Genomic DNA, 24,431 nt, shown 5'->3' with positions numbered 1-24,431 from the left:
GCGAAAGGCAGCGCACTCGGTCAAATCTTCCCGGCACAGACCAGCAAGAAGCGTTCCGTGCTGAAAGGATTCTACTCTAAACGAACTGCGCCGCTGCGTTGGCAGAAGCCCACGCCCACTGGAAATTGAACCCGCCCAGGTGGCCGCTGACGTCCAGCACCTCGCCGATGAAGAACAATCCCGGGCTCTTGAGCGATTCCATGGTCTTGGACGACACCTCGCGAGTGTCGACGCCGCCCAGGGTCACTTCCGCGGTGCGGTAGCCCTCGGTACCTGCCGGCACCAGTTGCCAGGCCGCGAGCTGCCCGGCGATCTGGGTCAATTCTGCCGGGGTGTACTGCTTCAAGGGTTTCGAAACGAACCACTGTTCGGCCAGCAGGGTCGCCAGCTTACGGGTGAACACCTCGCCCAGCACGGTCTTCAGCTCGCTGTTGGGGCGCTCGGCCTGCACGCCTTGCAGCCACTCCAGCGCATCGCGGTCCGGCAACAGGTTGATCTCCAGCGTGTCGCCCGCTTCCCAGTACGAGGAAATCTGCAGGATCGCCGGGCCACTCAGGCCGCGATGGGTGAACAGCAGGTTTTCGCGAAAACTGGTGCCGTTGCAACTGGCGATGCAGTCCAGCGACGTGCCAGAGAGCTCAGTGCACAATGCCTTGAGCTGGGGCTCGGTGATGGTGAACGGCACCAGCGCGGCGCGGGTCGGCAGCAGGGCGTGGCCGAACTGGCGGGCGACCTGGTAGCCGAAGCCGGTTGCGCCCAGGGTCGGGATCGACAGACCGCCGGTCGCGATCACCAGCGACTGGCAGGCAAATGCTCCGGCACTGGTCTGCAGGCGATAACCGCTGTCGGTCTTCTCGATCTGTTCGATGCTGGTATTCATCCGCAGCTCGGCGCCGGCGTCGTCGCATTCGGCCAGGAGCATGTCGAGGATATCGCTGGACTTGTTGTCGCAGAACAGCTGGCCGAGCTTCTTCTCGTGGTACGGCACACCGTGCTTGGCGACCAGCTCGATGAAGTCCCACTGGGTGTAGCGCGCCAGCGCCGACTTGCAGAAGTGCGGGTTCTGCGAGAGGAAATTGGCGGGCTCGGTGTACATGTTGGTGAAGTTGCAGCGCCCGCCGCCGGACATGAGGATTTTCTTGCCCGGTTTGTTGGCATGGTCGAGCAGCAGCACGCGGCGGCCGCGGCGCGCGCTGAGCTGGGCGCACATCAGGCCGGCGGCGCCGGCGCCGAGGATGATCACGTCGGTGGAGTGCACGGTGTTACCTCATGGATTGCCGGGGCCGCTTCGCGGTCCATCGCAGGCAAGCCAGCTCCCACAGGATCCCCAGAGTCTAGGCCGGGTGCATTCCCTGTGGGAGCTGGCTTGCCTGCGATGGGCTGCAAAGCAGCCGCAAAATAGTTCAGACGATACGAACCTTCAGCGCTCGTCCCTTGATCTTGCCGCTGTTCAGCCGCTGCATCGCCTGCTTGGCCACGGCCCGCTCGACCGCCACGAAGGCCACGAAATCGAAAATCGCGATCTTGCCCACCTGCTTACCCGGCAGCCCGGCATCGCCGGTCAGGGCGCCGAGGATATCGCCCGGACGCAGTTTGTCCTTGCGCCCGGCGGCGATGCACAGGGTGGTCATGGTCGGCAGCAGTGGTTCACCGCCCTTGCTCTTCAGGCTGTCCAACTGCTCCCAGCGCAGCGGGCGCTTCTGCAGGTCTTCGATGGCCTGGGCGCGGTGGCCTTCGGCCGGGGCCACCAGGCTGATCGCCACGCCTTTCTCGCCGGCGCGGCCGGTACGCCCGACGCGGTGCACATGGATCTCGGCATCGCGCGCCAGTTCCACGTTGATCACCAGGTCCAGGCCGTCGATATCCAGGCCGCGGGCGGCGACATCGGTGGCCACCAGCACCGAGCTGCTGCGGTTGGCGAACATCGTCAGCACCTGGTCGCGGTCACGCTGTTCCAGGTCACCGTGCAGGGCCTGGGCGACGATGCCCTTGGCGGTCAGGTGGGCGACCAGATCCTCGCACTGCTGCTTGGTGAAGCAGAACGCCACGCACGACTGCGGGCGGTAGTGGCCCAGGACACGGGTAACCGCCTCCAGGCGCTGCTGCGGGTCGATCTCGATGAAACGCTGCTCGATCTGGCTGTCGCTGTGCTGGCTCTCGACCGTGACCTGTTGCGGCTTGCGCATGAAGTCGGCGGCCAGCTGTTCGATGCCGGCCGGGTAGGTGGCGGAGAACAGCAGGGTCTGGCGGCGCGATGGGGTCTTGCCGATGATTGCGGCGATGGCGTCGAAGAAGCCCATGTCGAGCATGCGGTCGGCTTCGTCGAGTACCAGGGTGTTGAGCCCCTTCAGGTCCAGGGTGCCCTTGTCCAGGTGCTGCTGGATACGGCCCGGGGTGCCGACGATGATGTGCGCACCGTGCTCCAGCGAGGCGATCTGCGGGCCCAGGGAGACGCCGCCGCAGAGGGTGAGGATCTTGATGTTGTCCTCGGCGCGGGCCAGGCGGCGCAGCTCCTTGGCGACCTGGTCGGCCAGTTCGCGCGTCGGGCACAGCACCAGCGCCTGGCAGCCGAAGAAGCGTGGGTTGATCGGATTGAGCAGGCCGATGCCGAAGGCGGCGGTTTTGCCGCTGCCGGTCTTGGCCTGGGCGATCAGGTCCTGGCCCTTGAGGATGACCGGCAGGCTCTGGGCCTGGATCGGGGTCATCGAGGCATAGCCCAGGGCGTCCAGGTTGGCCAGCATGGCGGCGGACAGCGGCAGGGAGGCGAAAGCGGTGGATTCGGTGGTCACGAGGCGGGCCTGCGGTGCGAAGCGAAAAATGCCGCACAGTCTACCAGCCTCATGGCCATTCGCCCTACGTTTCCACGTGTTCTTCCGGACGACGGGCACGCCTTCCGTCCGTCGGCGACAGTTGCAGGAAAATCGCAGCAGCCAGCATCGCCATCAGGCCGATGGTCAGGAAGGTCAACTGGAACGCGCCCAGCGTGGTTTCCACTCCCTCTGCGCTCCCCGAGGCGGTAAAGCCGCCGAGCAGCGCACCGGCGCAGGCCACGCCCAGGCTCAGCGACAGTTGTGCGACCACCGACAGCAGGCTGTTGCCGCTGCTGGCGCTGGCGTCGTCGAGGTCGATCAGCGTCACCGTGTTCATCGCGGTGAACTGCAGCGAATTCACCGCGCCCAGCAAGCCCAACTGCATCAGCAGCAGCCAATACGGCGTCTGCTCGTCGACCAGTCCCAGGCTGGCCAGCAGTACCCCCAGCAACAGCGTGTTGCCGGTGAGGATGATGCGATAGCCGAGGCGCTCGATCAGTGGCCGCGCCACCGACTTGGCGATCATCGCCGCGGCGGCCAGCGGGATCATGCTCATGCCGGCCTGGGCCGGCGAATAGCCCAGCGCCACCTGCAGCAGCAGCGGCACCAGGAAGGGCAGGGCGCCGCTGCCCAGGCGGGCGAACAGGTTGCCGAGGATGCCGATGGCAAAGGTACGTACGCGGAACAGGCTGGGCGAGAACAGCGGCTCCGGGTCACGCCCGGCGCGCAGCCAATAGGCGGCAAGGCAGGCCATGCCGGCGAACAGCAGCAACATCACCCGCAGGTGCGGCAGGTGCAACTCGCCCAGGCCCTCCATGGCGATGGTGATCAGCACCATCGCGGCTCCGAACAGGATGAATCCGGGTCCATCGAAGGTGGTGCGTTCGCTGCCGCGCAGGTCGGGGATGAACTTCCATACCGCGTAGCACCCCAGCGCGCCGACCGGCAGGTTGAGCAGGAAGATCCAGTGCCAACTGAGGATTTCCACCAGCCAGCCGCCGACGGTTGGGCCCAGCAGCGGGCCCAGCAGTCCGGGGATGGTGATGAAGCTCATGATCCGCACCAGCTCCGAGCGTGGGTAGGCGCGCAGCACCACCAATCGCCCGACCGGCAGCATCAGGGCACCGCCCAGGCCCTGGATGACGCGGGCGATGATCAGAAAGCCCAGGCTGTTGGCCGCCGCGCACAGCAGCGAACCCAGGCTGAACAGCAGGATGGCGCCGAAGAAGATGTGCTTGGTGCCGAAGCGGTCGGCGATCCAGCCCGAAGCCGGAATCAGCAGGGCCACGGTGAGCATGTAGGCGATGATCACGCCCTGCATGCGCAGCGGGTCTTCTGCCAGCGAGCGGGCCATGGCCGGCAGCGCGGTGTTGAGGATGGTGCCGTCGAGCGACTGCATGAAGAAGGCGATGGCCACCACCCAGGGGATCCAGCGGGCGGTGGTAGGGTCGAGCGGGGCGCGTTCGGGCATGGCCTCTATCCTGAAAAGTGCGCAGTTCCCTGTGGAAGCGCCTAACCGGCGCTCCCACAGGGGCGTGGCGTTACAGTGTCAGCGTCAATCCTCTGACCAACGCCCCGGGCAGATGACTCGATCCGGTTTGCCGTTGCCCATAGGTGCTGGTCGACAGGATCAGCTCGCGTTCGCGGGTCAGGTCCTCCAGCTGAGGGCCCAGCAGATTGTAGAGGCTGTCGTCGAAGCGCATGGTGCTGACCGGGCCCTGGATCTGGCCGTCTTCCACCCAGAACGTGGCGAAGCGCGTCAGGCCGGTCATGCGCGCTGCCGGCAGGTCTGAATAGTTCAGGTACCAGAGGTTGCTGATGTACAGCCCGGTGCCCAGGCGCGCCAGGATATCCGCCGACGCCAGCTCCCCAGGTGCCAGGCTCAGGGCGCACGGTGCCTCGTAGCTGTCGGCGCCGTTGCCCTGCAGGGCGAACTCTGCCGCGCTGCGAGGGCTGACCAGGCGCGCGCTGCCCCGGCCTTCGACGATCAGCGCTACGTCCTCGCGGGGCGAGCCCTCGCTGGAGAACGACGGGCTCAGCGAACCGCTGACCTGCTCCGAGAAGCCAACCCGTGGATCGAGCTGGGCATCACCGGTGTACAGGCGTTGCAATGGGCTGTTGCCGGTGGCCAGGGCCTGGGCCGAGAAGCCTCCCCAGCCGAGCATGCCCGCGATCTCGTCCATGGCCGCTGGCGCCAGGTAGGCGCGGTAGCGGCCAGGCTTGAGGGTGATCGTCGGGCGCCCCAGGTACTCAAGCTGTTCGCGGGCCAGTTGCAGGCGTGCGCTGAAGGCCTCGCTGCTCCAGACCTGGCCTGCATAGTTGGCCTTCACCGCCTGGCCGTTGCTGTGGAACAGGCTCCAGTCGAAATTGAAGCTGTTGGCCTGGTGCCAGCCGAAGGCCCCGAACGAGCTGGCGAAACCCCGGCAGATCGGACCAGCGGCGTAGATGCCGACCAGATCGAGGTTGCCTGCCTGCTGCTCGACCAGTGCCAGTACTTCAGTGAAGTCGGGCAGCGCCGGTTCTTGCACGCTGTGGCTGTGCCAGGCGCTTTCGTCGAGTTTCAGGTAGGGGTCGAGCGGCAGCAGCGGCAAGGTCTGGCGCAGTTGCGCCAGGGCATCTTGCAGGCGCTGGCGATCCAGTTGCGCATCGTCACCGAGGGTGAACTGCTGTTCGGCCTGACGCCCGTCACGCACCAGACGCAACAGTGCGCTGGCCTGGGCCACTTCGCCGGCCTGGCGCACCTTGGCATGGTTGAAACGCACGAAGCGCGACTGCTCGGCGCTGTAGCCGAGGGTGAACTGCTCGCCGGGGTGCAGCGCCTCGCGCAGGGCACTGACCAATGCCTCGAAGCGTTCTTGATAGGGGGGGCTCATCAGGCGTCTCCTCCGAATACGTCGATCTGGCGGAACACGCAGGCCGGCGAGGCATGGCCGACCCGGATGACCTGGTTGGGTTCGCCCTTGCCGCAGTTGGGTGTGCCAAGCACCTGGAAGGTGCTGCTATCGCCCACTGCCGACAGGTTGCGCCAGAACTGCGCGGAGATGCCGCGATAGTTGGGGTTCTTGACGACACCCTTGAGCTCGCCGTGTTCGATCAGTTGGCCCCATTCGCAGCCGAACTGGAACTTGTTGCGCGCATCGTCGATGGACCAGGAGCGGTTGGTGCGCATCAGGATGCCGTGCTCGATCCCACCGATGAGTTGTTCGAGCGACTGGTCGCCCGGCTCGATGTTGAGGTTGGCCATGCGGTCGATCGGGGCGCGGTTCCAGCCACAGGCGCGGCTGTTGGCTACGCCGTCGAGCCCCGAGCGGAACTGCGACAGGGCGCCACCCAGCGGGCGCAGCAGCTTGCCCTCGCGGATCAGGAACTGCTTGCTGGCCGCGGTGCCGTCGTCGTCGAAGCTGTAGCTGGCCAGCTCCTCGTCGATGGTAGGGTCGAAAGTCACGTTCAGCAGGGGCGAGCCGTATTGCAACTGCCCGAAATCGCTGGGCTTGACGAAGCTGGTGCCCGCGTAATTGCGTTCGTCGCCGAGAATACGGTCCATCTCCAGCGGATGGCCAATGGACTCGTGGATCTGCAGCATCATCTGGTCGGGCATCAGCAGCAGGTCGCGCGCACCGCTCGGGGTGTTGGGCGCCAGCAGCAGTTGCAGGGCTTCGTCGGCGATACGCCGGGCGGCGCCGACCAGGCCGCAGCGCTGGATGATTTCGAAGCCACCCTGCTGGCCAAAGTTCTCCCGGCCCAGGCTGCGGCTCTGGCTGTCGCGGCCATCGCTGGCGGTGACGCCAAGGCCCGGAAAGATGAAACGCTGCGCGTTGCGCAGCTCGGCGCCGGCCGAGTTCAGGTAAGTCTGCTCGACCAGGGTGATGCCCAGGCTCGCCTGCCAGTCCACCAGGCGTTCGTCCTTGGGCACGCTGGCCGATTCGGTGGCGAGCAGCTCGAGGCAATCTGCAAGGTTTGGCAGCGATTGGTCGAAGTTGGGCGAGACATGGTCGTGGCGCGTGCTCGGCACCGGTTGGTCGCGCAGGTCGAGCAGGTGGTGGCCGGTGATCTGCCGGGCCAGGGCCTCGGCGTGTTCCAGGGCGCGTTGCAGGCCGCTTTGCGACAAGTCGGCGGTGGCGGCGTAGGCCTCGACGCCGTTCAGGCGCACGGTGAGCATGGCACCTTCGTCCTGGCTGAAGAATGGCGGTTCGGCGACGTTGCGCCGCACCGACAGCGATTGATGCGATTGCTTCACGTGGCGAAGCGAGAACAGTTCGGCCGTGCTGCGCAGCGCTGCGAAGCGCTGGCGCAGCAGGGCGCTGGAATCGAACATGCGGGAACCTCCGGTTCGCGGTGGCTCCCCCTAGAACCACCCCTCTTGCATGCCCAGGCAAGTGTCGTCGCGTGCCTCGAGCAGTGCGAGCTCAGTATGGCAGCCTGGCACTTCCCAAGTCAGGAAATAACGTGCGGCCTGCAACTTGCCACAGTAAAAATCGCGATCGACATCGACCCCCTTCATCAGCCCGCGTTCGGCCTGTATGGCCTGCTCCAGCCAGCGCCAGCCGATCACGCAGTGGCCGAACACCTTGAGGTACAGCGCCGAGTTTGCCAGCGCGCCGGCGACCTTGCCCTGGGCCAGGTCGCCGAGCAGTGCCAGGGTCACGGCCTGCAGGCGGTTGACCAGTTGCTCCAGCGGCTGGCGCAGTGCGTCCAGGTTGGGGTGATGACTGGCGCGCTCGGCAGTGCTGGCGATCAGGCGAATCAGCTGCTTGAGCCCGGCGCCGCCGTTCTGCGCCAGCTTGCGCCCGAGCAGGTCGAGCGACTGGATGCCTTCGGTGCCTTCGTGGATCGGGTTCAGGCGGTTGTCGCGGTAGTACTGCTCTACTGGGTATTCGCGGGTGTAGCCGTGGCCACCGAGGATCTGGATCGCCAGTTCGTTGGCCTTGAGACAGAACGTCGAAGGCCAGGACTTGACGATCGGGGTGAGCAGGTCGAGCAGTTCCTGGGCTTGGGCGCGTGCCGCCTCGTCGGGTGCGCTGTGGGTGTCGTCGAACAGCCGGGCGGCATACAGGCCCAGGTCGAAGGCACCCTCCACGTAGGCCTTCTGCGCCAGCAGCATGCGTCTTACATCGGCGTGCTCGATGATCGGCACTGCTGGGCTGCTGGGATCCTTGTTGTCCACCTGGCGGCCTTGCGGGCGTTGGCGGGCGTAGTCCAGCGAGTACAGGTAGCCGGCGTAGCCGAGCATCACCGCGCCCATGCCGACGCCGATGCGCGCCTCGTTCATCATCTGGAACATGCACGCCAGGCCCTGGTGTGGCTTGCCGACCAGATAGCCGACGCACTGGCCGTTGTCACCGAAATTCAACGCCGTGGAGGTCGTGCCACGCCAGCCCATCTTGTGGAACAGCCCGGCCAGCAGCACGTCGTTGCGGGCGCCGAGGCTGCGGTCGTCGTTGACCAGGTACTTGGGCACGATGAACAGCGAAATGCCTTTCACCCCGGGCGGTGCATCCGGCAGCTTGGCCAGGACCATGTGCACGATGTTCTGCGACAGCTCGTGGTCGCCGCCGGAGATGAAGATCTTGTTGCCCTTGAGCCGATAGCTGCCATCGCCTGCGGCTTCTGCACGGGTGCGGATATCGGCCAGCGACGAGCCGGCGTGGGGCTCGGTCAGGGCCATGGTGCCGAAGTAGCGACCTTCGATCATCGGCTGCAGGAACAGGCGCTTCTGCTCGTCGCTGCCGAAGCTCTCGATCAGGTTGGCTGCGCCCATGGTCAGGAAGGGGTAGGCCGTGGTGCCAGCGTTGGCGGCCTGGAAGTGAGCAAAGCAGGCTTGCGAAACCAGGCTCGGCAACTGCATGCCGCCGACGTCGAAGTCGCGGTTGGCGTTGAGGAAGCCCGCCTCGAGGAACGCCTCTACCGCAGGCTTGACCTCGGGAATCAGCTCGGCGCGGCCGTCGACATAGCGCGGCTCGTGCTCGTCGCCCTTGCGGTTGTGCGGGGCGAAGTACTTCTCGGCAATCGTGCGAGCCGTACCAAGCGCTGCGTCGAAGGTCTCGCGGTTGTGCTCGGCGAAACGCGGGCGCTGGGTCAGGGCCTCGGCGTCGAGGACCTCGTAGAGTTCGAAGGCGAGGTTGCGGCTGCTGAGGAGTTGCTCGGACATGGCGGGATTCCTGGGTTCGAGATGCTGCGAGTCTAGAGCCAGGGATAGTGGCTGCACAGGCTCATGGGTGTGCGTGATGACACTCCAGAAGGCTGAGCGCAGGTGTGCCATCAGTGGCGCTCGCTTGTCGAAATACTTTGCGCTGCTCCACTGGTATTTCTGTCAGGTGTGGCGTGTGCATCACTGGGGTAGCCTAGGCTCTGTCTGAAATGCACCTGCACTCGCCCATACTGCATTGAGACGGGGCTCGGAATGCTCATGCACTCCAGTACCGTCGGGCGCGGCCCCGGGCGTTCCTTACCCTGTTCGCCTTGTCTGGCCTTCGTGCAGACACATTCAGGACAGAGCCTAGGCCTTTGTCGGATCCCCGTTGAGCTCTGATTGGGGGGCTGCTTGCCATTTAGACCCGCTCCGGAGCATTGCCCAATGACAAGCAACGCGCCATTAGTCCATTGCCAAACCCCATCGGTATCGGTGTTTGCTCGCAAGCTGAAGGTACGGGAAATCTCCTGCCATCGTGATGGGCTTGCGCTTGGGCAGACCACCCTGCTCATCACGCGGCACAGGCACGATCCTCGTGGCTTCCTGGATCGTAGCAGCGACCCGCGTATGGCTGGGCGCGGTCTGGTGAACTTCGCGTTGGCCAACGATTTCGCTGGCAAAGTGCTGCGTGTTCAGAGTGTCGACGCGGGCATTGAAGTTGCCTTGGCTGATATCGATAGTCGGCCTTTGGTGCGTATCAGTGCAATCGCGGCAGGTGCAGAAGGGCGTGACGATTACAGCCAGGCGGTGGTGCGTCGATCGGTGTACGAGGCTCACGGTCTGGCGGGCCGTTTGTCGAGCATCAGCGATACAGTTGGCGGTGGTGTTCCCCGCATGACCCAGCGCTTTGTCTATGGGGGTAGCAGTGCACTGGAGCGGGGGCGAAACCTGGCGGGTCGCTGTATACGTCTTTACGACACTGCCGGCCTTGCCTTGCACGACGCCATCGCCATGACGGGGACCACGCTGTCTGTCACCCGACGTCTTCTGGGGCAGGGAGATGAAGTTCGGACAGTGGTCGATTGGCAAGGTGAGAGCGTCGATGAATGGGATCGCGCACTTGAGCCGATTGCACAGGCACGCACTACGTGTTCGGTCGTGGACGCAACCGGAACAGTATCGAGCATTGTCGATGCAGCAGGGCACCTGCGGCGTGTCACCTATGACATCGCGGGTCGGCTCCAGGCAAGCTGGCTGAGGCGCAAAGGCTCTCAAGAGTGCGAGATCGTCCGGTCGACGAGTTACCTGGCAGGTGGACATAAGACCCGTGAACTGCATGGTAACGGTGTGTTGAGCACCTATTTCTTCGAGCCACGAACGCAACGCCAGGCTCGGCTACGGATCGAGCGGCCTGCGAGTCATGCCCTGGGTGCGAGGCTCCTGCAGGATTTGCAGTATACGTTCGACCCTGTGGGCAATGTGGTGAGCGAACGTGACGAGACCGACAATAGGCGGTTCTGGCGCAACCAGGTGGCGGAACCGCAGACAACCTACCATTACGACAGCCTTTATCAATTGGTCAGCGCCTGCGGAAGGGAGCAGGTCAATGCGTCATCGCGGTCGGGAGAGTACAACACGCCGTCTCCTTCTCCCCATGATGAGACGCTCTTTACCTGTTATACCCGCAACTTTATCTATGACACTGCTGGCAACCTGACGCGCATGGTGCACCGGGTGCCTGCTAGCAATCACTGTCGTGTCGTCGAGATCGCAGTCAGTGACCGCAGCAATCGGGCGGTGCTGGGCACAATGGCGAAGACTCCTGCCGAGGTTGAGGCGTTGTTCACGGCCAAGGGTCAGCAGATCTCGCTGTTACCCGGCAATCCCCTGTGCTGGACGCCTCAAGGGGAGTTGCATCAGGTCATCTCCCAGCAACGCGAGGAGGGGCGGGATGACCATGAGCACTACCGTTATGACAATGCCAGCATGCGAGTCCTGAAAGTCAACACGCAGTGGAGCGCTGCAAGCCGGCACACGCTTCGAGTCACCTATTTACCCGGGCTTGAATTGCGCTGCACTACCCGCGATGCCTACCTTGAGGAGGAGTTGCAGGTTATTTCGGTCGGTGAGCCCGGTCATGCACAGGTGCGAATGTTGCACTGGTGCAGCGAGGTGCCTGAAGGGTTGGAGAACGATCAACTGCGCTACAGCTACGACACGCCACTGGGCAGCGGCATCCTGGAGGTCGACGGCGCGGGCAGACTGATCAGCCATGAAGCGTATTACCCTTTTGGGGGAACCGCGTTGTGGGCAGCCCGTAGCGAGCTTGAAGGGAGTTACAAGACCTTGCGTTATTCAGGCAAGGAACGAGATGCGACTGGGTTGTACTACTACGGTTATCGCTACTACCAGCCGTGGGTCGGGCGGTGGCTGAGCGCAGACCCGGCGGGTGCGGTGGATGGCCTTAACTTGTATTGCATGGTGCGCAACAATCCGGTGACGCGCAGGGATGCCAATGGATTACAAAGTTTTGAGTCGGAGTTCGGGGCTGACTTCGCTGCGTTGGACAAGTTGATCGAGTTTCCGGAGATTTTTAAAAATCTGAAGCCTGGGGTTGTACTAAAGGGCAATGTCAGTCACGACACGCAACATCGAAAGAAATTAACGGTGTATTGGATACGTGAGAGTGAAGCGTATCAACCCACTGAACTGGAAAGGGTCATAGGTCCGTCGGGCAACAGCGAGCAAGAAGCTCTTGGTCCGGCTGCGCAGCTCGCGGAGGATCTAGGGGTGACTGAACAGTTTGCCAAGGACTTTACGCGTAGCACGTACACTCTGATAGAAAACGGGGAGGAAATCCCCATGCTTGTACACAACGTTAGGGAGTATTTCAGCTCGCAGCAGCTAGAGATTATTTCAACGCTTGCACATCAAGCACTTGCTGCCGAGATGACCAGCTTACTCTATTCCATCGAGCCTGCCGGCGGGGCGTTCAACGAGAACGGCGAGGTGCGCGGCATATGGTCAGCGGCCCCGGGCGCGGCCTCTGAATACCAGATTCACAGGGGCGCAAGAGGCGAACGGGACGAGGTATCGATCACCTCGAGACAGGTCTTCAGCCTGAAGGATGTGGCGACAGGGGATTTTATAGCTAAGGTGGATGCGATTACCCAGCAGACTGTATTTCTGGCCACATCTACCGAGAATGGAACGGTAACTTATAACCTTCAGAAGCATGTGCCCAGCCTGCAAAAGATAACGCTTTTGCATGTTTTGCCGGAGCAACCGGTGACCAAGAAGTCGCGCGTATCAAAATTGAAATTCTGGAGGTCGAAAAATACACAATAGGTGAATTGCCCGCTGCCACCGTTTCGCTGCTGAACCGGTGGGAGCGGGCTTGCCCGCGATGGCGTCAGTACGTTCAGCCGATGGTCATCAGGCTGGCGTTACCCCCCGCAGCCGCGGTGTTCACGCTCACCGCACGCTCGATCACCAACCGCTCCAGCGCGATCTGCGGATCACCGCTGGACAGCCCATGCACACCCACAATGGCCCCGGCACGCTTGGCGACCTGCTGGCACACCGCGCGCAACTGGTCGGAGTCGCCGTGGTGGATGACCGCGTCGAGCGCCACTTCATCCTTGCTCCAGTCGGCCACCAGCTTGATCTTGCCTTGCAGGTCTTTCGGCAGGCGACCGCGCAGGCCCTTGGCCGGCTCGCCGTCGGCCCACACCGCCGAGCTGCCCACTGCCAGCACCGCGGCGAGCTGCGCGAGCAGGTCAGCCTCGTTGTCGGCCAGGCACAGCACATGCTCGCGAGGCAATACGGTGTAGGTGTTGCGCTCGCCGGTCGGTCCAGGCAGGACACGGGTGATGCCACTTTGCGACTGTTCGGCGAACTGCTCGCACAGTTCCACCAGCTCGGGCTGGTTGCTCGAAGCCCAGGCCTTGAGCACCTGCAGCGGCTTGAGCAGTTGGTCGCGCAGGGTGGTGTCGGCCTTGGTCTCACCGTCGGCGCGCTGGAAGTGGCGGGCGATGGCGTCAGCCGGACGGGTCGACAGCAGGCGGTACAGGTACAGCGGACCACCGGCTTTCGGGCCGGTGCCGGACAGTCCTTCACCACCGAATGGCTGCACGCCGACCACGGCACCGACGATGTTGCGGTTGACGTACATGTTGCCGGCGTTGACGTTGTCCACGACCTTGGCGATGGTCTCGTCGATGCGCGTGTGCACGCCCAGCGTCAGGCCGTAGCCGGAGGCGTTGATCTGCGCGATCAGTTGGTCGAGGTGCTTGCGGTTGTAGCGCACCACGTGCAGCACTGGGCCGAAGATCTCGCGCTTGAGCTCGTCGAAGCTTTCCAGCTCGATCAGGGTAGGCATGACGAAGGTGCCGCGCTTGCACTCCTCGGATTCGGCGATGGCCACCTGGTAGACGCTGCGACCTTTCTCACGCATGGCCTGGATGTGCTTCTCGATGCCAGCCTTGGCTTCAGCGTCGATCACCGGGCCGATGTCCACCGACAGGCGCTCGGGATTGCCCATGCGGTTCTGCGCCATGGCGCCCTTGAGCATCTCGATCACGCGGTCGGCGGAATCTTCCTGCAGGCACAGCACGCGCAGCGCCGAGCAGCGCTGGCCGGCGCTGTCGAAGGCCGACGACACCACATCGATCACCACCTGTTCAGTCAGCGCCGAGGAGTCGACGATCATCGCGTTCTGCCCGCCGGTTTCGGCGATCAGCGGGATCGGACGACCCTGGGCATCCAGGCGACCGGCGACGTTGCGTTGCAGCAGGCGCGCGACTTCGGTGGAGCCGGTGAACATCACGCCCTTGACCCGCTCGTCGCCGACCAGGCCGGCGCCGACGGTTTCGCCGCGCCCCGGCAGCAGTTGCAGCACGCCTTCAGGGATACCGGCTTCGAGCAACAGGCGCACGGCCTGGGCCGCGACCAGCGGGGTCTGTTCGGCCGGCTTGGCCAGCACCGGGTTACCGGCGGCCAGTGCGGCGGCCACCTGGCCGGTGAAGATCGCCAGAGGGAAGTTCCATGGGCTGATGCACACGACCGGGCCGAGCGGGCGGCAGGCGTCGTTGCTGAAGTCGTTGCGCGCCTGCACTGCGTAGTAGCGCAGGAAGTCCACGGCTTCGCGCACTTCGGCGATGGCGTTGGCGAAGGTCTTGCCAGCCTCGCGGATGAGCAGGCCCATCAGCGGCTGGATCTCGGCTTCCATCAGGTCGGCGGTGCGCTCCAGGATCGCGGCGCGCTCGGCCGGCGGGGTGGCTTGCCAGATTGGCGCGGCATTGAGGGCACACTGGATGGCGTTGTCGACGTCGGTGACGCTCGCCTCTTGCACATGGCCCACCACATCGCGGTGATCGGCTGGGTTGAGCACTGGCGCAGCGGCTTCCTGGCTGGTGGCGCAGGCCAGCAGCGGGGCAGCCTTCCAGTCGTTGTGTGCGGTTGCCAGCATGGCGCAGGACAGCGACGCCAGGCGGTGTTCGTTGGCCATGTCGATGCCGGCCGAGTTGGCGCGCTCGCTGCCATAGAGGTCGCGCGGCAGTGGAATGCGCGGATGCGGCAGGCCGACGCTGCCTTCCTGAGTGGCCATGCGCTCGATGCTCGCGACCGGGTCGGCGACCAGTTCCTGGATGGAGATCGAGTGGTCGGCGATACGGTTGACGAACGAGGTGTTGGCGCCGTTTTCCAGCAGACGGCGCACCAGGTAGGCCAGCAGGGTTTCGTGGGTGCCGACCGGCGCATAGACGCGGCACGGACGGTTCAGCTTGCCATCGGCGATCTTGCCGACGACCTGTTCGTACAGGGGCTCGCCCATGCCGTGCAGGCACTGGAACTCGTACTGGCCTGGATAATAGTTCTGGCCGGCAATATGGTAGATGGCCGACAAGGTGTGGGCGTTGTGAGTGGCGAACTGCGGGTAGATGGCTTCCGGCACCGACAACAGCTTGCGGGCGCAGGCGATGTAGGACACGTCGGTGTAGACCTTGCGGGTGTAGACCGGGTAGCCCTCCAGGCCTTCGACCTGGGCGCGCTTGATCTCGCTGTCCCAGTAGGCGCCCTTGACCAGTCGGATCATCAGGCGGTGACGGCTGCGCTTGGCCAGGTCGATGACCGAGTCGATCACGTACGGGCAGCGCTTCTGGTAGGCCTGGATGACGAAACCGATACCGTTCCAGCCCGACAGCGATGGCTCGAAGCACAGGCGTTCGAGCAGGTCCAGCGACAGCTCCAGGCGGTCGGCTTCCTCGGCGTCGATGTTCAGGCCGATGTCGTACTGCTTGGCCAGTTGGGTCAGCGACAGCAGGCGCGGGTACAGTTCTTCCATCACGCGCTCGTATTGCGCGCGGCTGTAGCGCGGGTGCAGCGCCGAGAGCTTGATCGAGATGCCCGGGCCTTCATAGATGCCGCGCCCGTGCGAGGCCTTGCCGATCGAGTGGATCGCCTGCTCGTAGGAGGCCAGGTACTTCTGGGCGTCGTGCTCGGTCAGTGCGGCTTCGCCGAGCATGTCGTAGCTGTAGCGGAAGCCCTTGGATTCGAAGCGGCTGGCGTTGGCCAGGGCTTCGGCGATGGTCTCGCCGGTGACGAACTGCTCGCCCATCAGGCGCATGGCCATGTCGACGCCCTTGCGGATCATCGGCTCGCCACTCTTGCCGATGATGCGGGTGAGCGAGGAGGTCAGGCCGGATTCGTTGTGGGTGGAGACCAGCTTGCCAGTCAGCAGGAGGCCCCAGGTGGCGGCATTGACGAACAGCGATGGGCTGTTGCCCAGGTGTGGCTGCCAGTTGCCCGTGCTGATCTTGTCGCGGATCAGCGCGTCGCGGGTACCTTTGTCGGGGATGCGCAGCAGGGCTTCGGCCAGGCACATCAACGCCACGCCTTCCTGGGACGACAGCGAGAACTCCTGCAGCAGGCCCTGGACGATGCCGGCGCGGCCGCTGGCGCTCTTCTGGTTGCGCAGCTTGTCGGCCAGGCCTGCGGCCATCTTGTTGGTCGCTTCGGCCAGCGGGGCCGGCAGGCGTGCCTGCTCCAGCAGCATCGGCACCACTTCCTGCTCGGGGCGACGGTACGCTGCGGTGATCGCTGCGCGCAGCACGGACTGCGGCAGAATGCTTTCGGCGAATTCGAGGAAGCACTGGTGGGCGTGGTCGGCCGGAAGTTCGCCGGCGTCGTCACCGAGCTGTGCGGCGTGGCCGTTGATTTCGTTCAGGGTTGCACCACCCTCGAGCTTCTCCAGGTAATTGAAGATCGCTTGCTTGATCAACCAGTGCGGGGTGCGGTCGATGGACTGCGCAGCCGCTTTGAGTCGCTCACGGGTCGGGTCGTCGAGTTTGACCCCAAGGGTGGTCGTCGCCATTTCTTATCCTCGTTATTGCCACGGGCGTGGCTAAGCTGGCGGCAAGATTAGCGCCAGGCACCTCTCGGGTGCAACCGGGTGCAACCCGAATTTTTCATGAAAAAGGTGCAACTCGTCTGGCGCAAGACGCTAAACAGCGGAAAGGGTCGTTTTTGCTGCCTTTGCTTATTAAAAGCGTCGCTTTTGCTTCAAAAAGGAGCAAAAAAGGGGTTTTAACTGAAAAGACATTTCCAGGTGCAACTTGCAAATGAAAAATGGTTGCACCCGATTCATGTTGTTGCATAGGATTCGCCGCCTGGGTGCAACCGTCTCATGAAGGTCGGGTGCAAGAGATAACAACAACGCCAGGGCACAACCATGGGCAATCCAATCACGATCACCTTTGTGATCTACATCGCGGCAATGGTGCTGATCGGCTTCGCGGCCTATCGCTCCACCAAGAACCTCTCCGACTACATCCTTGGCGGTCGCAGCCTTGGCAGCGTGGTCACCGCGCTTTCGGCTGGCGCTTCCGACATGAGCGGCTGGCTGCTGATGGGCCTGCCGGGCGCCATCTACATGTCGGGCCTGTCGGAGGCCTGGATCGCCATCGGCCTGACTGTCGGTGCCTACCTGAACTGGCTGTTCGTCGCCGGCCGTCTGCGGGTGCAGACCGAGCACAACGGTGATGCGCTGACGCTGCCCGACTACTTCGCCAGCCGTTTCGAAGACAACAGCGGCCTGCTGCGGGTGATCTCGGCCATCGTGATCCTGGTGTTCTTCACCATCTACTGCGCCTCGGGCATCGTTGCCGGCGCGCGTCTGTTCGAAAGCACCTTCGGCATGTCCTACGAGACGGCGCTGTGGGCCGGTGCTGCGGCGACTATCGCCTACACCTTCGTCGGTGGTTTCCTGGCGGTGAGCTGGACCGACACCGTGCAGGCGTCGCTGATGATCTTCGCGCTGATCCTCACGCCGATCATCGTGCTGATCTCCACCGGCGGCTTCGACACCACGATGCTGGCGATCGAAGCGCAGAACGCGGCGAACTTCGACATGTTCCGCGGCGCCACCTTCATCGGCATCATCTCGCTGATGGGTTGGGGCCTGGGCTACTTCGGCCAGCCGCACATCCTGGCGCGTTTCATGGCTGCCGACTCGGTGAAGTCGATCGCCAACGCACGCCGCATCTCCATGACCTGGATGATCCTGTGCCTGGCGGGCACTTGCGCCGTGGGCTTCTTCGGCATCGCCTACTTCTCGGCCAACCCTGATCTGGCCGGCCCGGTCACCGAGAACCACGAGCGTGTGTTCATCGAGCTGGCGAAGATCCTGTTCAATCCGTGGGTCGCCGGTGTGCTGCTGTCGGCCATCCTGGCGGCGGTCATGAGCACCCTGAGCTGCCAGTTGCTGGTGTGCTCGAGTGCACTGACCGAGGACTTCTACAAGGCTTTCCTGCGCAAGGGTGCTTCGCAGACCGAGCTGGTCTGGGTCGGTCGAATGATGGTGCTGGCCGTGGCATTGATCGCCATCGCCCTGGCGGCGAACCCTGACAACCGTGTGCTGGGCCTCGTGGCTTATGCCTGGGCGGGCTTCGGTGCTGCGTTCGGGCCGGTGGTGCTGCTGTCGGTATTGTGGAAGGGCATGACCCGCAACGGTGCCCTGGCGGGGATCGTGGTGGGTGCACTGACCGTGATCCTGTGGAAGAACTACGTCGGGCTTGGCCTGTACGAAATCATCCCGGGCTTCCTGTTCGCCACCATCGCCATCATCGTGGTGAGCAAGCTGGGGCGTCCGAGCGGCAGCATGGTTTCGCGGTTTGAAACGGCTGATGCTGCATATCACGCAGACAAGTAACACCTGCTGATTCGGCGACAGCTGCTTCGCGGGCGGGCCCGCTCCCGTGGGGGCGGGCCTGCCCGCGAATGGCCCTTGTGCCGATCGACGGCCAGGCCTGACTCCGCCCGCAAGGCAAGGTAAACTTGCCGCCCCCGCAGGAGTTGCCATGAACTATCGTCACGCCTTCCACGCCGGCAATCATGCCGACGTCCTCAAGCACATCGTGCTGACCCGCCTCATCGCCTTGATGTCGCGCAAGGAACAGCCGTTCGCCTATATCGACACCCATGCCGGCCTGGGTCTGTACGACCTGCAAGGCGACCAGGCCACGCGTACCGGTGAATATCTCGAAGGCGTTGCCCGCCTGTGGAATCGTGAAGACCTGCCGGCTGCCACCGCTGACTACCTGCGCATCATCAAGCGCCTCAACGCCGATGGCGAGTTGCGCTACTACCCCGGCTCGCCGGAGTTGGCACGGCGCCTGATGCGCCAGCAGGATCGCGCACTGCTCAACGAGAAACACCCCGAAGACGGGCCTTTGCTCAAGGAAAACATGAAGAAGGATCCGCGGGTCACCGTGCACCTGGGCGAGGGCTGGCATGTGCCGCGCGCGCTGCTGCCGGTGCAGGAAAAGCGCGCGATCATGCTGATCGACCCGCCCTTCGAGCAGGCCGACGAACTCAAGCGCTGCACCGTGGCGATGAAGGAGGCGATCGGTCGCATGCGCCAGACCGTCGCGGCCATCTGGTATCCGATCAAGGACCAGCGCTCGCTGACCCGTTTCTACCAGGACCTGACCAGCACCGGCGCGCCCAAGCTGCTGCGCGTCGAACTCTATGTGCATCACCAGGACAGCCCGCAGGGGCTGAACGGCTCGGGCCTCGCCATCGCCAACCCGCCATGGGGGCTGGAGGAGGAGCTCAAGGAGCTGCTGCCCTGGCTGGCCAGGGAGCTCGCACAGACGGCGGGCAGCTTCCGCATGGACTGGCTGATCGCCGAATAACCCCGCTCCCACAAGGGGCAGTGTGTCCCTGATCTTTGCGTTATAATCCCGCCCTTTAGCCGCCAGCCGCCCACGAGGCCGCTGGCGCATCTCTACCGAATGAAGAGGCTAGTCCCTTGGCATTGACGATTCTTGGCCTGTCCGGCGCCCTTAGCCATGACCCTTCCGCGGCCTTGTACATCGACGGCAAGCTGGTTGCCGCTGCAGAAGAAGAGCGCTTCGTGCGTGACAAGCATGCGAAGAACCGCATGCCCTACGAATCGGCGAAGTTCTGCCTGGAGCAAGCCGGTATCAAACCGTCCGACGTTGATGTGGTGGCCATTCCGTTCGCCCCCATCAGCCTGTTCGGCAAGGCCCGCTGGCACTACGCCAAGCGCTACTGGTACGCCCCGGACCGCGCCCTCGATGCGATCCTGATGGGCAACCGTCGCTACAAGCGCTACCGCAAGAAGATCGTCTGGTGCCTGGAGCAACTGGGCTTCGACCCGAAAAAGGTCAAGATCGAACCGGTCGAGCACCACCTGGCCCACGCCTCCAGCGCTTATCACTGCTCGGGCTTCAAGGAAAAGACCGCGATCCTGGGCATCGACGGCAAGGGCGAGTACGCCACCACCTTCTTCGGCTACGGCGAAAACGGCAAGATCCACAAGATCAAGGAGTTCTTCGACCCGGATTCGCTGGGCGGCCTGTACGGCGCGATCACCGAGTTCCTGGGCTTCGAGATGCTCGATGGCGAGTTCAAGGTCATGGGCATGGCCCCGTATGGCGACGCCAGCAAGTACGATTTCTCCCGTCTGGCCAGCTTCGAGAACGGCGAACTGGTGATCAACACCGAGTACGCCAACGTTATCGGCCTGCGTCGCTATAAAGAGAAGGGCAAGGGCTTCTACTTCTCGCCCAAGCTGATCGAATGGCTGGGCCCCAAGCGCGAAGGCGATATCGCCGACGAGCCGTACATCCATTACGCGGCCAGCATGCAGGCGCTGTTCGAAAAGCTCGCCTTGCAGATGATCGACCATTACCTGGGCGACATCCTCAAAGAGACCGGCAAGCTGGCCTTCGCCGGTGGCTGTGCGCTGAACGTCAAGCTGAATCAGAAGATCATCGCCCGCCCTGACCTCAAGGAGCTGTTCGTCCAGCCGGCCTCCGGCGACGCCGGTACCGCGGTCGGTGCAGCGGCCTACGTGTCCCACGCCCGTGGCGTGCCGGTCGAGAAGATGGAGCACGTCTACCTCGGCCCTGCGTACTCCAACGAGGACGTTATCGCTGCCTGTGCCCGCCATCCGAATGCGCCGAAGTGGCGCAAGCTCAGCGACATGCCGCAGCGCATCGCCAAGATCATGGTCGATGGCAATCCGGTGGCCTGGTTCCAGGGTCGCATGGAGTTCGGCCCGCGTGCACTGGGTGGTCGTTCGATCATCGGCTGCCCGAGCGTGCCGAACGTTGCCGATCGTATCAACGAGCAGATCAAGTTCCGCGAGCGCTGGAGACCATTCTGCCCGTCGATGCTCGACACCGTTGCACCGCAGATGATCAAGATCGACCATCCTGCTCCGTTCATGACCTTCACTTTCGAAGTGGCCGAAGAGTGGAAGACCCGTGTGCCGGAAGTGGTGCACGAGGACGGCACCTCGCGTGCCCAGGTGCTCAAGCGCGAGTACAACCCGCGCTACTACGACATGATGAAGGCGCTCGAGGAGCTGACCGGCAACGGCGTGTCGCTGAACACTTCGCTCAACCGCCGTGGCGAACCGATGATCTGCTCGCCTACCGACGCGTTGAACATGTTCTACGGTTCGGACCTGCAATACCTGATCATGGAAGACATCCTGGTGGTCAAGGACGGCGCGGCCGCGTATGACCAGCCGCTCTGACCTGCGTGTCCTGCAGTTCTGCCATGGCTACGACGGGCCGTTCCTCGACTGCGCCCGTCAGTACGCCAGCCTGTTCGAGGGGCGTGGCTACAAGGTCACCACGGTCTTCCTTACCGGCAAGGCCAACGCGCAGGTGGCTGCAGGCTGTGCATCCGACGAAGTGCTGTTTCTCGAGTTCAGCTCCAAGGCCGTACGCGGCCTGAAGCTGGGCGCGATCCGCGCGCTGCGCAAGATCGCGGCCGAGCGCCGTTTCAGGTTCTGCATCGCCCACCGCTTCAAGCCGATCTATGTCGCGCTGCTCGGCACCGGCTTGCCGGTGATCGGCGTGCATCATGCCTTCGGCGATTACCAGCGCAAGGGGCGGCGCCTGTTCGCCAACCTGTTTCGCAAGCGCTTGAGCCTGCTGGGTGTGTCCGACGCGGTGCGTGACGATATGCGCCGCTGTCTGGCGCAGTGGCCGCACGAACGCATCCAGACGCTGTACAACCGTATCGACGTCGAGGCGCTGCAGGCCAGTCTCGTGCCGCGCGACGAGGCACGGCGTGCTCTGGGGCTCGATGCACAGGCGTGGATCGTCGGCAACGTCGGCCGTCTGCACCCGGACAAGGACCAGGCGACCCTGCTGCGAGGTTTCGCCGAGGCGTTGCCGGGCCTGCCGGCCAATGCGCGTCTGGTGGTGCTGGGCAAGGGGCGGCTGGAAGACACGCTCAAGGCCCAGGCAGCCGAACTGGGGATTGCCGACCGTGTCGACTTCCTTGGCCAGGTGCCGGATGCCCGTCGCTATTTCCAGGCGTTCGATGTGTTCGCCCTGAGCTCTGACCACGAACCCTTCGGCATGGTCCTGCTGGAGGCGATGGTCGCCGGCGTGCCGTTGTTGGCCACGGCCTGTGGCGGTGCGCGCGAAGTGGTCGAAGGGGTAGGCGTGTTGTTCCCGCTGGGCGACGCCGGGCAACTGGCGCAGGGGCTGAAGCAAATGGCCGGGCTGAGCGACGATCAGCATCGCGAATGCGCGCAACTGATGCTGCAGCGTCTGCGCGAGCGATTTTCCGACGCAGCCGTGCGCCAGGCGTTCTGGCAATTACCACAGGTGCGTGCACTGGAGGCTCGCAGCTGATGCTCAATCATCTGAAGGCCTGGCGCGAGCGCGGCTGGGCCGTTATCGATGCGAACGAGTATGCGCACACCTGGCAGCGTTTCGGCGGCAGCGTCGCCACTCATCCGTTGGTGGTCGAGCAACTGGCTGAACTTGCACAGATTCCGGTGCGCTACCTGGGCTGGCGCCAAGGCGGCGAGCTCGTGGCGGCAGTCCCCACCTGGGGACGGCACCTGGCGTTGTCCAAGGATGTTCTCAAGCGTCATGGCAAGAAGGGGCTGTTCGACCTGGGCAATGCCGAGCTCATCCTGCCTGCAGCGGTTGATGCTGCTGCGCCCTTGCGCCACGCCGGACGCTACCTGTCGGAGCTCAATCACGGGCGCTTCGAGGGCTTGAAACCCCAGGCCGAGCAATTGGCCATGGCGCGCCCGCATGAAGATCTGTCGAAGAAGTTTCGCTACAACCAGCGCCGCGAACTGCGCCTGCTGGAGGAGGCCGGTGGCGTGGTGCGTCCGATCACCGACTTCAGTGGTGCCGAGATCGCCGCGATGTACTGCGACCTGTTCCAGCGCCGCTGGAGCTTCCCCGCGACCGGCGCTGCGCGTATGGCTGAGGTGGTCGAGCGCTTGCGCGAGCTGCTGATCGGCTCGGTGCTGTTTCTCGAGGACAAGCCGATTGCCATCCAGCTGATTTACCGGGTCGAGTCGCCCGAATGGATCAGCGTCGAGTACGTCAACGGTGGTGTGGACCCTGAAACCAAGGCGTTCAGCCCCGGCAGCGTGCTGAGCTTCCTCAATACCCAGGCGGCCTGGGAAGACGCCAGCGCCCGTGGCAAGGCCCTGCGTTTCTCATTCGGCCGTGCCGACCGTGAATACAAGGACCGTTGGTGCAACCCGGTCCCGGTGTACCAGGCATGAGTCGCAAGCAGCAATTGCTCAAGCGCCACCGGCGCAACAAGCGCCTCGGGCTGGTGATCGGGTTGTTGCTGCTGATCGCATTGGGCGGGCTGAGCTGGTGGTGGCTGCCATTGTTGCTGCTGCCGCTGGTCTGGGCCGCCCACGAAGCCTGGTTCGCCGATCATCTGTTCTACGCGCCCGGCGAAGATTATGTCTTCGACTTCGGCGAGCACAGCCGTGTCGAGGCCGTCGGCATTCAAGACGGCGTGCTGAAGAGCGCTGCATCGTTCAGCAATGATGACACGCTGATCCTCGAGGTTCGTGTGAAGTCTGGGTGGCTTGGTCGCTTTCTCGATCCTCGGGTCGAGCTGGTCGCGGATGCCATGCATGACAGCCAGACCTTCGAGCGCGGCGTCGATGGTGTGCGTTTTCTCAACCTGACCGGCCTTGGCGCGGTACTGCGCGATGGGCGACTGCGCTTGCTCGGGCGCCACTGCCGACTGCTGGGCGAGCCGCGCCTGTGGATAACCCCGGCTGTGGAGTTGCGCCGCCGTCGGGTCATGGTGATCGCGCCCCATGCTGACGATGCAGAGCTGGCGGCTTACGGGCTCTACAGCCAGGCCGACGAAGCCTGGGTGGTCACACTGACCGCTGGCGAGATCGAGGCCGAGCACTACCAACAGATGGGTCTGGCCAGGGCCGAGGCGGCACAGCTCAAGGGGCGCCTGCGCGCCTGGGACAGTATTGCCGTGCCACGTTGGGCCGGGGTGCCGGAGGCCCGTTGCGTGCAGTTGGGCTATTTCTGTCTGCAATTGCCTGCCATGCAGGCTGCGCCCGATCAGCCTGCGGCCTCGCGTGAGGCGGACATGGCCGATATCCGGCCGTTCCGTCGTTTCAATCCGTTTCCGCTGCCGGCCGATGCCGATGGTGCGCCGACCTGGAACAACCTGCTGGCCGACTTGCGCGTGCTGCTGCAGATGGCCCGCCCAGAGATTCTGGTCATGCCGCACCCGCAGCTCGATCCACACCCGGATCATCTCTGTGCCCAAGCGGCCGTGCTCGAAGCCTTGCAGGGGTTGGACTGGCAGCCGCAGACCTTGTTGTGCTACGCCAACCACCTGCACGACAACGACCGCTGGCCCATGGGTGACAGCGGTGATGGCATTGCCCTGCCGCCGCAACTCGAAGCAGGCCAACCCTGGGCGCCCTGCAGCCTGGTGCTGGACGTACCGACCCAGCGCGACAAGGCCATGGCGCTGGGCATGATGCACGACCTGCAGCCTCCGGCGCCGTTCAAGCGTCGCCTGCGGCGCCTGTTGCAGCGCTGGCTGGCCGGGCGTCGGCCGTCGCCTTATGGGGAGAACGAATTCTTCCGCAAGGCGGTGCGTCGACATGAACTGTTCTGGCGCCGCGAGCTGTGAGTGCCCGATGATTG

The 24,431-nt window shown here is 64.1% G+C and carries 15 protein-coding genes; 7 read left to right on the top strand and 8 right to left on the bottom strand.

Features of this window, described 5'->3' with window-relative positions; all coding sequences use genetic code 11:
- Positions 1-76 precede the first annotated feature (76 nt).
- The 6 genes from ACTYOL_RS25230 to ACTYOL_RS25205 all read right to left on the bottom strand — a co-directional run bounded on the left by ACTYOL_RS25230 (position 77) and on the right by ACTYOL_RS25205 (position 8,958).
- Positions 77-1,258, bottom strand: coding sequence for an NAD(P)/FAD-dependent oxidoreductase (locus ACTYOL_RS25230; RefSeq protein ID WP_372821924.1), 1,182 nt, complete (start codon positions 1,256-1,258; stop codon positions 77-79).
- A 145-nt stretch (positions 1,259-1,403) separates the two neighbouring features.
- A complete protein-coding gene (dbpA, locus tag ACTYOL_RS25225) occupies positions 1,404-2,741 on the bottom strand; it encodes an ATP-dependent RNA helicase DbpA (RefSeq protein ID WP_444758176.1) in 1,338 nt (445 codons plus the stop codon).
- 112 nt (positions 2,742-2,853) lie between these two features.
- Positions 2,854-4,281 carry a multidrug transporter subunit MdtD gene (mdtD, locus tag ACTYOL_RS25220; protein ID WP_054893133.1) on the bottom strand — a complete coding sequence of 476 codons (1,428 nt, stop codon included), beginning with the start codon at positions 4,279-4,281 and terminating at the stop codon, positions 2,854-2,856.
- A gap of 70 nt (positions 4,282-4,351) precedes the next feature.
- Complete coding sequence (locus ACTYOL_RS25215; protein ID WP_444757261.1) at positions 4,352-5,683, bottom strand: TldD/PmbA family protein; 1,332 nt, start codon at positions 5,681-5,683, stop codon at positions 4,352-4,354.
- A complete protein-coding gene (locus ACTYOL_RS25210; protein WP_197891989.1) occupies positions 5,683-7,125 on the bottom strand; it encodes a TldD/PmbA family protein in 1,443 nt (480 codons plus the stop codon). The genes ACTYOL_RS25215 and ACTYOL_RS25210 overlap by 1 nt, the downstream gene beginning before the upstream one ends.
- A gap of 30 nt (positions 7,126-7,155) precedes the next feature.
- A complete protein-coding gene (locus ACTYOL_RS25205) occupies positions 7,156-8,958 on the bottom strand; it encodes an acyl-CoA dehydrogenase (RefSeq protein WP_444757260.1) in 1,803 nt (600 codons plus the stop codon).
- A 426-nt stretch (positions 8,959-9,384) separates the two neighbouring features.
- Here ACTYOL_RS25205 and ACTYOL_RS25200 point away from each other — a divergent pair, with 426 nt between their 5' ends.
- On the top strand, positions 9,385-12,288 hold the full coding sequence (locus ACTYOL_RS25200; RefSeq protein ID WP_444757259.1) for an RHS repeat-associated core domain-containing protein: 2,904 nt from the start codon (positions 9,385-9,387) through the stop codon (positions 12,286-12,288).
- 73 nt (positions 12,289-12,361) lie between these two features.
- Here ACTYOL_RS25200 and putA read toward each other — a convergent pair whose 3' ends face one another.
- Together putA and ACTYOL_RS25190 are read right to left on the bottom strand one after the other, a co-directional pair.
- On the bottom strand, positions 12,362-16,312 hold the full coding sequence (putA, locus tag ACTYOL_RS25195; RefSeq protein ID WP_197891983.1) for a trifunctional transcriptional regulator/proline dehydrogenase/L-glutamate gamma-semialdehyde dehydrogenase: 3,951 nt from the start codon (positions 16,310-16,312) through the stop codon (positions 12,362-12,364).
- Positions 16,313-16,406: 94 nt separating this feature from the next.
- Positions 16,407-16,595: a hypothetical protein gene (locus ACTYOL_RS25190; protein ID WP_153774234.1), complete on the bottom strand. Its 189-nt coding sequence runs from the start codon at positions 16,593-16,595 to the stop codon at positions 16,407-16,409.
- 74 nt (positions 16,596-16,669) lie between these two features.
- On the opposite strand from ACTYOL_RS25190, the gene putP reads away from it, so the two are divergent.
- The 6 genes from putP (at position 16,670) to ACTYOL_RS25160 (ending at position 24,417) form a co-directional block, all read left to right on the top strand.
- On the top strand, positions 16,670-18,148 hold the full coding sequence (putP, locus tag ACTYOL_RS25185; RefSeq protein ID WP_054893139.1) for a sodium/proline symporter PutP: 1,479 nt from the start codon (positions 16,670-16,672) through the stop codon (positions 18,146-18,148).
- A 148-nt stretch (positions 18,149-18,296) separates the two neighbouring features.
- On the top strand, positions 18,297-19,133 hold the full coding sequence (locus ACTYOL_RS25180) for a 23S rRNA (adenine(2030)-N(6))-methyltransferase RlmJ (protein WP_054893140.1): 837 nt from the start codon (positions 18,297-18,299) through the stop codon (positions 19,131-19,133).
- A 116-nt stretch (positions 19,134-19,249) separates the two neighbouring features.
- Positions 19,250-21,007 carry a carbamoyltransferase family protein gene (locus ACTYOL_RS25175; RefSeq protein ID WP_065863816.1) on the top strand — a complete coding sequence of 586 codons (1,758 nt, stop codon included), beginning with the start codon at positions 19,250-19,252 and terminating at the stop codon, positions 21,005-21,007.
- Complete coding sequence (locus tag ACTYOL_RS25170) at positions 20,991-22,121, top strand: glycosyltransferase (RefSeq protein ID WP_444757258.1); 1,131 nt, start codon at positions 20,991-20,993, stop codon at positions 22,119-22,121. The genes ACTYOL_RS25175 and ACTYOL_RS25170 overlap by 17 nt, the downstream gene beginning before the upstream one ends.
- Positions 22,121-23,017, top strand: coding sequence for an antimicrobial resistance protein Mig-14 (locus ACTYOL_RS25165; protein WP_153774232.1), 897 nt, complete (start codon positions 22,121-22,123; stop codon positions 23,015-23,017). The genes ACTYOL_RS25170 and ACTYOL_RS25165 overlap by 1 nt, the downstream gene beginning before the upstream one ends.
- Entirely contained in the window at positions 23,014-24,417 is a 1,404-nt protein-coding gene (locus ACTYOL_RS25160) for a PIG-L deacetylase family protein (RefSeq protein ID WP_444757257.1), read from the top strand. Before ACTYOL_RS25165 ends, ACTYOL_RS25160 begins: the two co-directional genes overlap by 4 nt.
- Positions 24,418-24,431 lie beyond the last annotated feature (14 nt).

The sequence above is a fragment of the Pseudomonas sp. A014 genome, from assembly GCF_052378495.1.
Classification (GTDB): Bacteria; Pseudomonadota; Gammaproteobacteria; order Pseudomonadales; family Pseudomonadaceae; genus Aquipseudomonas; species Aquipseudomonas machongensis.
This window is presented reverse-complemented; position numbering and strand designations above follow the sequence as displayed.